Genomic DNA, 12,758 nt, shown 5'->3' on the forward strand with positions numbered 1-12,758 from the left:
CATGGGATCCGTACGCCACGCAGAATGCGGCAGCCCCAGCGCCCCGCCGTTGCTCTCCTCTTTGCCCGAGCAACCCTGGCACCTGCCCGCGCCCCTTCCGGCCCTGCACGCCGGTGGGACTGGAGACCCCCTTGACCCCAGCGCGTTGGAGGGACTGGGGCTCCCCGATGAGCTGCTGGCGGTGCTGCTCCGCCGCGGCTTCAGCAGCTCCGCAGCCATCGAGGTCCTGCTGGATCCAGCACCCGCACCGGATGCCTACGGCCACTTCGCTGATCTGGCCCTAGCCGTCGCCCGCCTGCAGCGGAGCTGCGCGGGAGCGGAGGCGGTGGCCATCTGCGGCGACTACGACGCCGATGGCATGACCAGCACGGCCTTACTGGTGGGGGTGCTGCAGCGGCTGGGGGCCAGGCCAGTGGCGGCGATCCCCAGCCGCCAGGACGATGGCTATGGCCTCAACGCGCCCATGGTGGAGCGCCTGGAGGCAGGCGGCGTGCGCCTGCTGGTGACCGTGGACAATGGCATCTCCGCGCGGGGGGCCCTGGACCGGGCCCAGGAGCTGGGGGTGGAGGTGATCCTCACCGACCACCACACGCTGCCGGCGGAGCACCCGCCCTACCTGGCTTTGCTCCACCCCGCCTGCACCCCCGAGGGCTCCCCCTACCGAGGGTTGGCGGGGGTGGGCCTGGCCTACGTGCTGGCCCAGGCCCTCTGCCTTCAGCTCCAGCGCCCCGATGCCTTGGCGGTGGCCCTGGATCTGTTCTGCATCGGCACCGTCGCTGACATGGCCCCCCTGCTGGGGGTCAACCGCCGCTGGCTGATGGATGGGTTGCCGCGGCTCGGGGCCAGCGGCCTCCCTGGCCTCCAGGCCCTCGCCCAGGTGGCGGGCCTGGAAGAGGGGCCCATGGAGGCCACCACCATCGGCTTCCAGTTGGCCCCGCGCATCAACGCCGTGGGCCGGCTGGGGGATCCGCGGCTGGTGGTGGAGCTGCTCACCACCGAGCAGCGGGAGCGGGCCATGGACCTGGCGCGGGAGTGCGAGGCGCTCAACCGCCAGCGCAAGGAGCTCTGTGAAGCGATCGAGGCTGAGGCGGTGGCCCTGGTGGAGGCCGATGGCCCCCAGCGCCCCGCCTTTCTGCTCCTGGCTCAGGGCCACTGGCACCACGGCGTGATCGGCATCGTGGCGGCCCGTCTGGTGGAGCGCTTCGGCCGGCCGGTGGCACTGCTCGCCAGTGAGGGCCACGGCCGCCTGCGGGCATCGGTGCGCTCGCCCAAGGGATTCGCCGTCGATCAGGCCCTGCAGGAGTGCGCCGAGCTGCTGGAGCGTTTCGGCGGCCACCCCGCCGCCGGCGGGTTCACGGTGCGGGCCGAGCGGGTGGCAGCCCTTCAAGAGCGGCTCGAGGGGCTGGCCCAGGGCTGGCTGGCCAAGCGGGGGGAGGGCCTGCCCCTGGAGCCCGAGGCGCACCTGCCCCTGGGGCGCATCGACCGGGCCTTCTGGCAGCAGATGCGGCGGCTGGAGCCCTTTGGCGTCGGTCTCGCGGCGCCCCTGTTCTGGTGCTCGCGCTGCCGGGTGCTGGAGCAACGCCTCCTGCGGGGCGGTCACCTGCAGCTGACCCTGGAACAGGGGGAGAGCCGGCTGCGGGCGATCGCCTGGCGCTGGCAGGGCCAGGGCCCCGTACCCGAGCAGGTGGATGTGGCCTTCCGTCTGCGGCTGGACCGCTGGCAGGGTCAGGAGCGCCTGCAGTTGGAGTTGGCGGGGGTGCGCTGCAGCGGTGGGGGGGAGGTGCTGCTGCGGCGTCGGGAGCGCAGCTACTGGTGCCGCCGCCAGGGGGAGGGGCTGCTGATCCGCAATGCCGCCGGCGAGGAAGTCCAGGCGGCCATCGCTCCGACTGGGACCGCCGGAGGCGAGCACCCGTACATCCGTTCGCTGCTCCAGGAGGCCGCCGTGGCCCTGGGGCTGGTGGCCTGAAATGGGGAGAGAACAAGGCCGGTCCCCGCGTCTGGCTCAGCCGCCGATGCGGCCCAGTAGCGCGCTGTGGGGCCTTCTGCAGACGCTGCTGCAACTGGCGCTCCTGGGGCTGGCGGTGGGGGCAGCCTGCTGGCCCCTGAACCTGATGGACCGGCTCCAGGCCCAGTGGTTGGGCCGGCTCCCGGCCTTCAGCGGCCAGGGCTGGACCGCGCCGGGGCTGCTGCTGGCAGCCTCACCGCTCGTCGTGCTGCCGCTCTTGCTGGGGCTGCAGGCGGACCGGTGGCACGAAGGGGCCGGCTCCGGCATCCCCCAGACCATGGCCTGCTTGGAGAATTCCGCCGACGCCGAGGGCCTGATGGCGCCCCGGCCCACCCTGCAGCGGCTGGCGCTCTGGAGCGCCGCCACCCTGGCGCTGATGCCCCTGGGGCGGGAGGGTCCTGTGGTGCACGTGGGGGCCGCCGTGGCCCATGGGCTCAGGCGCCGCTGGCCTGGCCTGCTCAAGGACCTCCAGGTCCCTGACCTGTTGGCCATCGGTGCGGGCGCCGGTTTGGCCGGAGGCTTCAACACTCCTCTGATGGGAGTGGTGTTCATGGCCGAGGAACTCACCCACCGATTTCAGCTCACGGTGATCTTGCCTGCCCTGCTGGTCTGCTCCAGCGCTGCCGCCTTCAGCCATTTGGGGGGAGAGCCGATGTTCGGGCTCGGGCTGCTGAGCAGCCCAGCTTTTGAGTCGGATCAACTGGCCTGGGCCCTGCCGGTGGGGGTGCTCGGGGGGCTGCTGGGAGCTGGCTTCTCGCGGCTGCTCCTCGAGACCAGCCGACTCCTGCTGCCCCACCTGCGCCGGCGCCCCCTGCGGCTCGGTCTGCTCTTGGGGGGCCTGCTGGCGGCCTTGGCCCTGCTCAGTGGCGGCAGCAGTGGCGGCGATGGCGAAACGCTGATGAGCCAGCTGATCGAGGCTGCGGGCGAACCGTTCACGCCGCTGGGCTGGATGGGGCTGCTGCTGGCCCGGCTGGTGGGGCCGGTGTTGGCCTTGGGAGGGGGAATTCCAGGCGGTTTGATCGATCCGGCCTTCAGCCTCGGGGCGGTGTTCGGCGACGGGCTGCTGCGGCTCTTCGGAGCTGACCCCCACCTGGGACTGGCCCTGGGCATGGCCGCGGGCCTGGCGGGGGCCACCCAGTTGCCCGTGATGACCATCGTGTTTGCGGTGCGCCTGGCGGGGGACCAACAGCTGCTGCCTGGCCTGCTGCTGGCGGCCACCCTGGGGGCCTACACCGGCCGGCTGGTGCTCGACCAACCGATTTATCACGCCCTGGCGGAGCTTCAGAGGGCGCCGCGGCGGTAGAAGAGAATGAACACCACGGCGGGACCGGCGAGGGTGATCAGGGCCAGGGCGAGAAAGTTGGCGATCAGATGGAAGTCGATGCCCATGGTTGGTCGGCTTGCGATTGGTCGGCGTTCAGATGGCGGACGGGGATCAACTCCCCGGGTGGATCGCCTGGGTACGGGCGCCACCTGCTCCAGGGCAGCCTACGGGGCGCCCAGGGCTGGGCACGGCGCCGGGAAGGCCCACTGTGACGGCTTGTCACAGCTCCGGGAGCTGCGGCCATGAGTCGCCCCGAGCAATGGACCTGCATCAGTGGTTGTGGTGCCTGTTGCCGGCTCGATCCCGACGAGCGCGGCGAGGCCCTCGCTGCGCTGGATCCCGACCAGCGCACGCTCTATCTCTCGATGGTGGGCCCCGATGGCTGGTGTCTCCATTACGACAGCGGTGGCCGCCGCTGCCGGATCTATGACGGGCGACCGACGTTCTGCCGGGTGGAGAACCTGGCTGATCTGTTCGCGGTGCCGGAGGAGGACGGCGACCGTTTCGCGATTGGCTGCTGCCGCCAGCAGATCCGCAGTGTCTACGGAGGCCGTGGCAGGGTGTATCGCAGTTTCGAGCGAGCCATCCAGGGACGCTGATGGGCGATGCCAGCCAACCCGCCACACCTGATGCCGACGCGGCATCGCTCGACCTGAAGGCCCCGTCCCAGGTGACCGCCCAGGGGGCAGGCAGCTGGGGAGCCGTCTTCCTCACCACGGCCACCACGGTGTTTCTGGCTGAGCTGGGCGACAAGACCCAGCTGGCGGCCTTGTTGCTCTCGGCCCAGTCCGGTCAACCGGTGGTGGTGTTCTTCGGGGCCGCCTTGGCCCTGATCTGTTCGTCGTTTGTGGGGGTGGTGTTGGGCCGCTGGCTGGCGGGCGTGATGCCGGCCCACCAGTTGGAGCGCCTGGCGGGCATCTTGATGGTGGCGCTGGGCCTCTGGATCGGTCGCCAGGCCGCCCTTGGTCTGATGTCGCCCTGACCACCACCTCCGGCTGTTTGATCCGAGCTCACCGCCGCCATGACCCTCCCTCTGCTGGCCTCCACCTTTGTCACTGTGTTCCTGGCGGAACTGGGTGACAAGACCCAATTGGCGGTGGTGTCGATCAGCGGCACCTCGAACCGCCCCGGGGCTGTGTTCGCCGGCAGCTCCGCCGCCCTGGTGCTGGCGAGTCTGCTCGGTGCGGCAGCCGGGGGCTCGCTCTCCTCGGTGATCGATCCTGAAACCCTTCAACTGGCGGCGGCCCTGGGCTTTCTGTTGATTGGTGGCCGCCTGATCTGGCGCTCCAGCCAAGGGGACCCCACGGCGACTCCAGCCGGCGATCCCACGGATCCTTAGAGTCAGCTGTCAAGACGCACGTCCGCCTGGGCTTCGCTGCACGCCCAGACGGCCGAGGTGCCCACTGCCTCCCCACCGCCCCCGATGAAGTTCACGGTCGCCGACCTGCTCGACCAGCTCCCCGCCAGTGAGCCGTTGCCGGTCGCCAAGTTGGAGAAGGCGCTCGGGTTGAGCCTCAAGAGCGACAAGGACCAGCTGCGCATCGCCCTCGACGGCCTCAGCCGCTTGGGCCTGCTGGAGGCCGAGGGGGAAGTGGTCAGCCGCCGCGTGGATGACGGCTTGATCGAGGCGCGGCTGCGCTGCTCCAGCAAGGGCTTTTGCTTCGCCCTGCGCGATGACGGCGGCGAAGACATCTACATCCGCGACCACCAGCTCAACCACGCCTGGAATGGCGATCGGGTGCTGGTGCGCATCACCCGTGAAGGCGGTCGCCGCCGTTCCCCCGAGGGTGGCGTGCAGTGCATCCTCGAGCGCGGCACCACGGCTCTGCTGGCCCAGGTGGCGCAGCAGTACGAGCGGTTGGTGGCGGTGCCCCTCGATGACCGCCTGCTCACCACCGTTGAGCTGCCGGAGGTCGACAGTGCCCATCTCAACCCCGAGCAGGAATCGGTGGTGGAGGTGCGCATTGACCGCTACCCGGTGGGCCAGTTCGCCCCCCAGGGCCATGTGGCCCGCAGCCTGGCGATCAACGGCGGCCCCGAAGCCGACCTGGATCTGTTGATCACCAAGCACGGCCTCGGTGACCTTCCGGCGCCCCCCCGTGCCACGCTCAAGAGCCTGCCTGAGAAGGGTCGCACCGATCTCACAGCCCTGCCCACCCTTCTGCTGGAGGGCTGGAGTGGCGGCGAGGCGCCGCTGCTTCCGGCGGTGTCCCTGGAGGACACCGGCGAAGGCTGGCGGCTGTGGGTGCACGCCCCGGCGGTGGCCGAGCGGCTCAGCTTCGCTGGCAACCTCGATCTCTGGCTCCGGGAGGCCGCCGAAGCCCTTTGCCTTGGCCCCCGCTGGCTGCCCCTGCTCACGCCTGCCCTCACCAAGGCGGCCGCCTGGACCACCGGTGAGGGTCAGGCGGCCCTCTCGGTGGCCCTGGAGCTCGATCGCCAAGGGGTCTTGCAGCACTACAGCTTCAGCCGCAGCACGGTCAGCGTCGGGGCCCGCGTCGAGGCCAGGGCGCTTCAGGCCCTGGCCGAGCGCAAGCCGAAGGCCCGCACCGTGCCCGCTGCCCTCAAGGCGCTCAAGGATCAGCTCCCCCTGCTGGAGCAGCTCATCGACGTGGCCGGGCTGCTGCGGCAGCAACGGCGACAGGCGGGCTCGATCGATCTTGATCTGCCCACCCCGCCAATCGAGAGCCTCGGGGATCTGACGATTCCACCCCCGGATGAGACCCGCGAAGGTTGGCTGGTCTCACTCGATGACACCAGCCCCTTTGCCCTGCTGCGGGAACTGCTGATCCCGGCCCACCGGGCCCTCGGCCGCCACCTGGCCGCCCTGGAGCTGCCGGCCCTCTATGCCACCAACGAGTCTCCCGATCCAGCCGATCTGAACGAGGTGGCCAAGGCCGCCCTGGCCCTGGAGATCCCCCTGGAGCTCTCCTGCGACGGCAACGCCAGTGCTTTGGAACTGGCGACGGCCTTTGCCGCCAGCGACCGCTCCCGGGTGTTGCAGCAGCAGCTCAAGGACACCCTGCGGCCAGTGCAGCTCAGCGAGGTCCCAGGCCCCAATGAACTGGCGGGCGAGGACACTGCCTTTGCCCCCTGGACCCAGCCCGGTCTCCATTACGCCGACATCTGGAACCAGCAGGTGCTGGTGCTGCTGCTCACCGAAGGCAAGGATCGCCCTTCCGTGCGCCACAAGACCAGGGTGGATCTGGCCTCGGACAGCTGCCATGGCCAGGTGGACTGGCCGCTGCTCGCCCCCAGCGCCCTGATCCCATTCCAGGAGGCTCGCAGCCATGCCCTTCTGCACCGCCTCAACACCCGCTCCCGCTTCGTCAAGGAGCTGCACGCCGATGCCCTGGCCCTGGCCCAGGCGCGCCAGGCGGAGCCCCTGGTGGGACAGACCCTGCATGGGGTGATCAGCGGCGTGCAGAGCTACGGCTTCTTCGTGGAGGTGCCTCCTTCCCAGGTGGAGGGGCTGGTGCACGTGAGCTCCCTGAAGGACGACTGGTACGAGTACCGCTCCCGTCAGAACCGTCTGGTGGGGCGCAAGAACCGGCGCACCTACATGCTCGGCGACAGCGTCGAGGTGGTGATCCAGAAGGTCGATGTGCTGCGCCATCAGATCGATCTGGTCGTGATCCAGCCTGAAGATGTCGAAGCAGGTGCGTCCAGCGTCGTCGACGAATCCGATGGTGACGGAGCCGACTCCCTGCCGGTCACCTCCGGAGAGGATTGAGCATGGAGCCGGTGGTGCTGGCCGTGTCCGGCGCTTCCGCCCAGCCCCTGGCCCAGCGGGCCCTGCAGTTGCTGCTGGAGGCGGGCGAGACCGTGGAACTCGTGACCAGCCGCGGGGCGATCGGGGTCTGGCAGGCGGAGCAGGGGCTGCGGGTGCCCTCGGAGCCAGAGGCCCAGGAGCTTTTCTGGAGGAGGCGCACCGGCACCAGCTCGGGCACCCTTCACTGCCACCGCTGGAACGATCAGGCCGCCGCCATCGCCAGCGGCAGCTTTCGCACCCGCGGCATGGTGATCCTGCCGGCGAGCATGGGCACCGTGGGGCGAATCGCTTCGGGGGTGGCCCTGGATCTGATCGAGCGGGCGGCGGATGTGCATCTCAAGGAGGGGCGGCCCCTGGTGATCGCCCCCCGCGAACTGCCCTGGAACCTGGTTCACCTGCGCAACCTCACCACCCTGGCCGAAGCAGGGGCGCGCATCGCTCCGCCCGTTCCCGCCTGGTACCACCGGCCCACCAGCCTGGAGGAGATGGTGGATTTTCTGGTGATCCGGGTGTTCGATTGCCTCGGCTACGACCTCGGCTCCCTGCGCCGTTGGCAAGGTCCCCCCTCCACCTCCTGAACGGCCCGTGCTGCGACGCCTGCTGCTGATCCCGTTGCTGGCCCCCCTGCTCGCCGTGCTGCTGGTGGCTGCGCTCAACCCCCGGCCGGCCCTGCGCCTGCGGCTGCTGGTCTGGAGCGCGCCGGCCCTGCCCCTGGGGGGCTTGATCACCCTGGCGGCGGTCGGTGGCGCCTTGCTCAGCGCCGGCGCCACGGCCCTGGCCCTGCGCTCAGGAGCTCCAATGCTGCGCCGACAGGCGCGTCAGGGGGCGGCCGCAGCGTCCTGGGACCAGGCTGCCCCACCGCGGCCGCGCCAGGCACCTGCCGAAACCGCTGCGCCCGCTGGGTGGAGTTGGCCCCGTCGTTCTCCGCAGGACCCACCCCCCACCGTGTCGGTGCCCTTTCGGGTGATCCGGAAGGGCAACGGTCAGGCTGCCGCCCCATCCGCCCCGAGCGCATCCGCCCAGGGGTCGGCGGCAGCACCCCACGCCAAAGCCACTTCCGGCGCCAGCTCCGTTTCCAGCCCTGCCCCTGGGTCCTCCGCAGGCACCCGGGATCAGGGTGAGAGTTGGGAGAGCTCCGCCCAAGACGACTGGTAAGCCGCGCCGCTTCTACAGTTCGCCCAGCCTCCACACCAGGTCTCCGCCGTGAGCGATACGACCAACCCTGCATCCAGCCCCGAGACGAACCCGGCCGCGCGACCCGAGCCGCAGGCGGCCCAGCCTGCCAAGGCGGCGGCGGCCAAGGTCAAGCCCCCCGCCCCGGAGGACAGGCCTTTCGCTGACTTCATCCCTGAACTGTTTCTGCCTGCTCTGCGGGAGCGCCTTGAGGCCTCCGGGGCGGCTCTGGGCGAGCTGTCCTTCGAGCAGGGGCCGATCCCCGTGGTTGCCCGGCCTGCCTGGCAAGTGAAGGGGGACTTGTCTGGGGGGCGTCGCTTCTGGTTGAGCTTTGTCGACGGCGACATCAATGGCGCCAAGACCTTCGCCCTGGCCGAGGGGGGCAGCGAGCCCACCCTGTTGGAATCGTTTCTGGTGGATGAGAAGAAGAGCACCCTGGCCCTGCTGGTGTCCCGGGTTGTGTCACGGCTCAATGGCCAGAAGTGGCTGGGCCCCAACTGAGGGCTCCAGGACCCTTACGATGCTCGTTCAGCCTTGAGCCCTGTTCTGCGATGGTCCCCCCCGCCGCCACAGCCACCTCTCCAGCCGCCACCGCTGGGGGCACCGCCACCTTCAAGGAGCCGGTCAAGGACACGATCCTGACGCCGAGGTTCTACACCACGGATTTCGAAGCCATGGCGGCCATGGACCTCAAGCCCAATCAAGTGGAGCTTGAGGCGATCTGCGAGGAGTTCCGCAAGGACTACAACCGCCACCACTTCGTCCGCAATGGCGACTTCGACGGCGCCGCCGACAAGCTCGACCCGGACACCCGCAAGGTTTTCGTTGAATTCCTCGAGCAGAGCTGCACGTCGGAGTTTTCGGGTTTCCTGCTCTACAAGGAGCTCAGCCGCCGCATCAAGGAGAAGAATCCTCTACTGGCTGAATGCTTCGCCCACATGGCCCGTGATGAGGCCCGTCACGCGGGTTTTCTGAACAAATCGATGAGCGATTTCGGGCTGCAGCTCGATCTGGGCTTCCTGACCGCCAGCAAGGCCTACACTCACTTCAAGCCCAAGTTCATCTTCTACGCCACTTACCTCTCTGAAAAGATCGGTTACTGGCGTTACATCGCCATCTATCGCCACCTGGAGCAGCATCCTGAGAGCAAGATCTACCCGATCTTTAACTTCTTCGAGAGCTGGTGCCAGGACGAGAATCGCCACGGCGATTTCTTTGATGCCTTGATGAAGGCCCAGCCCGACACCGTGCGTGGCCTCACGTCCCGTCTCTGGTGCCGTTTCTTCCTCCTCGCGGTCTTCGCCACCATGTACGTGCGCGACGTGGCCCGCAAGGAGTTCTACGAAGCGCTCGGCCTTGACGCCCGCGACTACGACAAGTACGTGATCGCCAAAACCAACGAAACCTCCGCGCGGGTGTTCCCGGTGGTGCTCAATGTCGAGCACCCCAAGTTCTACCCGCGCCTGGAGCGGATCGTCAGCAACAATGCCGCCCTCAGCGCTGTCGACGCCGGTGAAGGCCCCGCGCCCCTGAAGGTGCTGCGGAAGCTGCCCTTCTGGGCCGCCAATGGTCTGGTGATGGCCAAGCTGTTCCTCACGGCGCCGATCCGCAGCGAACAGTTCCAGCCGGCCGTGCGCTGAAGAGCGAACCAACCAACCCCGCGAGTCCACCCTTGCTGTCTTCCCCCTCCGCCGTGCTGGCGGTTGAACCCTTTGATCAGCTGTGGCAAGTGCGGCTGGAATCCCTTCTGGCCGCCGGCCGCGCTGCCGGGGCCGATCTGGTGGAGGTGTTCCTGGAACGCACCGATGCCGTCGGGGTGCTGGCGGAGCAGGACCGGATCACCAGCGTCAGCCCCGGCCTCGGCCGGGGGGCGGGGCTGCGGGTGTTCCTCGGGGAGCGCGATGGCTTCGTGAGCACCAATGACCTGAGTGACCCCGGGCTGCTTACGGCTCTCGATCAGGCCCTGGGCATGCTCGGGCTGGAGCGCTCGGCCCAGGTTCACAGTGATTTCGAAGGGCTGCCCGCCCTGCGCGATTTCGGGCGGCTCAAAGCAGATTGGCTCGGCCGTTGTCCGGCCCTCGGGGAGGCCACCGATCGATTACTGGAGGGCACCGCCCAGTTGGGACGCCACGGACGGCACCTGCAGGTGCGACGCGGCAGCTACTCCCGCGACTGGCAGGAGGTGCTGGTGGCCGCCAGCGACGGCACCTTCGCCCGCGACATCCGCCTGCATCAGTCGGTGGGGCTGAACGTGCTCGCGGCCGATGGCGAACACCGGGCGAGCCTGGGGCGCCGCTACGGCACCTCCGGTCGCCCTGACGATCTGCGCGAGTGGGATGCCGAGGCCGCCGCCCGCGACCTCTGCGCCAGCACCGGCACCATGCTCTACGCCGATTACGTGGAGGCGGGCCAGTGGCCGGTGGTGCTGGCTAACCGCTTCGGCGGTGTGATCTTCCATGAGGCCTGCGGTCACCTGCTGGAAACCACACAGGTGGAGCGCGGCACCACCCCCTTCGCGGAACAGGTGGGTGAAGTGATCGCCCATCCCGCTGTGACCGCCATCGATGAGGGGCTCAGCGATGGCGCCTTCGGCAGCCTCTCGATGGACGACGAGGGCATGGAGCCCCAACGCACGGTCTTGATTGAGAACGGAGTGCTGCAGCGCTTCCTCTCCGATCGGGCCGGTGAACGCCGCACGGGCCATGCCCGCACCGGCAGCGGCCGGCGCCAGAGCCACGCCTTCGCCGCGGCCAGTCGCATGCGCAACACCTACATCGCCGCAGGCCCCCACACCCCCGAGCAGTTGATGGCCTCGGTGGATCGGGGCCTCTACTGCAAAACCATGGGCGGCGGCAGCGTCGGGCCCACCGGCCAGTTCAACTTCTCCGTCGAGGAGGGCTACCTGATCGAGAACGGCCAGCTCACCAAGCCCGTGAAGGGGGCCACCTTGATCGGTGAGGCGAAAGACGTGATGCCGCGGATCTCCATGTGCGCCAACGATCTGGAGTTGGCGGCGGGCTATTGCGGCTCGGTGAGCGGCAGCATCTACGTGACCGTGGGCCAGCCCCACATCAAGGTGGATTCGATCACCGTGGGGGGGCGCTGAACCATGGCGGACCACTCCCTCGACACCAGCCGGATCGATGCGTCGCGCCTGCGCGGGCGCCTGGAAGACCTGGCCCACGGCTTGGCCATCCCCCAATGGGATCTGGGGGCCGCCTGCAGCACCGACACCTCCGTGCAGGTCGACCGGGGGGAGGCCAAGCAGCTCAAGGGGGCCCAGCGCAGCTCCATCACGGTGCGGGTCTGGAATGGTGATGGCCTGGTGGGGATCACCAGCACCTCCGATCTGAGCGACGGAGGTCTGGCCCGGGCCCTGGCCAGCGCCAAGGAGGCCAGCGCCTTCGGCAACCCCGACGACAAGCCCGCCTTCTCACCCCTGTCCACGGCGCCCCTGGCCCCGTTGGAGCAGCCCCTCTGTCCACCCCAGGGCATCTTGACCCTGCTGGGCACGCTGAAAGAGGCCGAGCGCGAACTGCTGGGGCGCCACGCCGCCATCACGACCGTTCCCTACAACGGCCTGGCGGAGCGCAGCAGCGAACGCATCTACCTCAACAGCGCTGGAGCGAGTCGCCACCAGAAGCTCACCACGGCCAGCGTCTATCTCTATGCCCGCGCCGAGGAAACGGGCCGTAAACCGCGCAGCAGTGGCGCCGTGCGCCTGGCCTACGGCGCCGATTCCCTCGATGTGGCCGGTTGCATCGACGAGGCGGCTGAGCGCACCATTCGCCACCTTGACTACGCCCCGATCGAGACCGGCTACTACACCTGCTGCTTCAGCCCCGAGGCCTTCCTCGATCTGATCGGCGCCTTTAGCAGCCTGTTCAATGCCCGCGCCGTGCTGGATGGGGTGAGCCTGAGCACCCGCGAGTCCCTCGGCCAGCCCCTGGCGGTGCCGTTTTTCCAGCTCCATGACAACGGCCTCCACCCCGGCAACGTTGGCGCCAGTGCCTTTGATGGCGAAGGCACCCCCACCCGGCGCCTGGCGCTGGTGGAAAACGGCCTGCTGGCCAACTTCCTGCATTCTGAGGCCACCGCCCGGGCCTTTGGCGTGGCGCCCACCGGCCATGCGGGTCTGGGGGCAAAGGTGTCCGTGGGTCCCGATTGGTTTGAGGTGAGTGGAACGGGAGGGCAGGCGGATCTGGATCGCCACAGTGCCGATGGGATCGTCTGGATTGATTCGCTCTCCGCCCTGCATGCCGGCGTGAAGGCCAGCCAGGGCTCCTTCTCGCTGCCGTTCGATGGCTGGCTGGTCAAGGGGGGTGAGGCCCGTTCGATCGAGGCCGCCACCGTGGCCGGCGACATCCGCTCGCTGCTCAACGGGATCATCGGTTTTGAGGGCGCAGCCAAGATCACCCCCGACGGCCTCAGTCCCTACGTCTGGGTGGAAGGGCTTTCGATCACCGGTGATTCCTGAGGTTTTCAGG

The 12,758-nt window shown here is 69.0% G+C and carries 13 protein-coding genes; 12 read left to right on the forward strand and 1 reads right to left on the reverse strand.

Annotated elements, in window-relative coordinates; genetic code table 11:
• Position 1 precedes the first annotated feature (1 nt).
• Together recJ and KBY88_RS02425 are read left to right on the forward strand one after the other, a co-directional pair.
• Complete coding sequence (gene recJ / locus KBY88_RS02420) at positions 2–1,966, forward strand: single-stranded-DNA-specific exonuclease RecJ (RefSeq protein ID WP_254938290.1); 1,965 nt, start codon at positions 2–4, stop codon at positions 1,964–1,966.
• A 46-nt stretch (positions 1,967–2,012) separates the two neighbouring features.
• Positions 2,013–3,308 (forward strand): chloride channel protein, encoded by a 1,296-nt coding sequence (locus KBY88_RS02425; protein ID WP_254938291.1) that lies wholly within the window; start codon positions 2,013–2,015, stop codon positions 3,306–3,308.
• Here KBY88_RS02425 and psb30 read toward each other — a convergent pair.
• The gene (psb30, locus tag KBY88_RS02430; RefSeq protein ID WP_254938292.1) at positions 3,287–3,394 is read right to left on the reverse strand and encodes a photosystem II reaction center protein Ycf12/Psb30; all 108 of its coding nucleotides are present in this window, start codon (positions 3,392–3,394) and stop codon (positions 3,287–3,289) included. The two genes, KBY88_RS02425 and psb30, sit on opposite strands and share 22 nt — an antisense overlap.
• A gap of 177 nt (positions 3,395–3,571) precedes the next feature.
• Here psb30 and KBY88_RS02435 point away from each other — a divergent pair, with 177 nt between their 5' ends.
• From KBY88_RS02435 to KBY88_RS02480, 10 genes are all read left to right on the forward strand, one after another.
• Positions 3,572–3,928, forward strand: coding sequence for a YkgJ family cysteine cluster protein (locus KBY88_RS02435; RefSeq protein ID WP_254938293.1), 357 nt, complete (start codon positions 3,572–3,574; stop codon positions 3,926–3,928).
• Complete coding sequence (locus tag KBY88_RS02440) at positions 3,928–4,311, forward strand: TMEM165/GDT1 family protein (protein WP_254938294.1); 384 nt, start codon at positions 3,928–3,930, stop codon at positions 4,309–4,311. Before KBY88_RS02435 ends, KBY88_RS02440 begins: the two co-directional genes overlap by 1 nt.
• A 39-nt stretch (positions 4,312–4,350) precedes the next feature.
• Entirely contained in the window at positions 4,351–4,668 is a 318-nt protein-coding gene (locus KBY88_RS02445) for a TMEM165/GDT1 family protein (protein WP_254938295.1), read from the forward strand.
• A gap of 84 nt (positions 4,669–4,752) precedes the next feature.
• Positions 4,753–7,059 carry an RNB domain-containing ribonuclease gene (locus KBY88_RS02450; RefSeq protein WP_254938501.1) on the forward strand — a complete coding sequence of 769 codons (2,307 nt, stop codon included), beginning with the start codon at positions 4,753–4,755 and terminating at the stop codon, positions 7,057–7,059.
• A gap of 2 nt (positions 7,060–7,061) precedes the next feature.
• Positions 7,062–7,676, forward strand: a complete 615-nt coding sequence (locus tag KBY88_RS02455) for a flavin prenyltransferase UbiX (RefSeq protein ID WP_254938502.1) — start codon at positions 7,062–7,064, stop codon at positions 7,674–7,676.
• Positions 7,677–7,683: 7 nt separating this feature from the next.
• Positions 7,684–8,253, forward strand: a complete 570-nt coding sequence (locus KBY88_RS02460; RefSeq protein WP_254938296.1) for a hypothetical protein — start codon at positions 7,684–7,686, stop codon at positions 8,251–8,253.
• Positions 8,254–8,301: 48 nt separating this feature from the next.
• Complete coding sequence (locus tag KBY88_RS02465; RefSeq protein WP_254938297.1) at positions 8,302–8,772, forward strand: DUF2996 domain-containing protein; 471 nt, start codon at positions 8,302–8,304, stop codon at positions 8,770–8,772.
• Positions 8,773–8,822: 50 nt separating this feature from the next.
• Positions 8,823–9,911: a magnesium-protoporphyrin IX monomethyl ester (oxidative) cyclase gene (gene acsF, locus KBY88_RS02470; RefSeq protein ID WP_254938298.1), complete on the forward strand. Its 1,089-nt coding sequence runs from the start codon at positions 8,823–8,825 to the stop codon at positions 9,909–9,911.
• Positions 9,912–9,943: 32 nt separating this feature from the next.
• Positions 9,944–11,377: a TldD/PmbA family protein gene (locus KBY88_RS02475; protein WP_396102364.1), complete on the forward strand. Its 1,434-nt coding sequence runs from the start codon at positions 9,944–9,946 to the stop codon at positions 11,375–11,377.
• 3 nt (positions 11,378–11,380) lie between these two features.
• On the forward strand, positions 11,381–12,748 hold the full coding sequence (locus KBY88_RS02480; RefSeq protein ID WP_254938299.1) for a TldD/PmbA family protein: 1,368 nt from the start codon (positions 11,381–11,383) through the stop codon (positions 12,746–12,748).
• Positions 12,749–12,758: the final 10 nt, after the last annotated feature.

Origin of the sequence: Cyanobium sp. Morenito 9A2, from assembly GCF_024345575.1 — a bacterium.
In the GTDB taxonomy this organism is placed as follows: domain Bacteria; phylum Cyanobacteriota; class Cyanobacteriia; order PCC-6307; family Cyanobiaceae; genus ATX-6F1.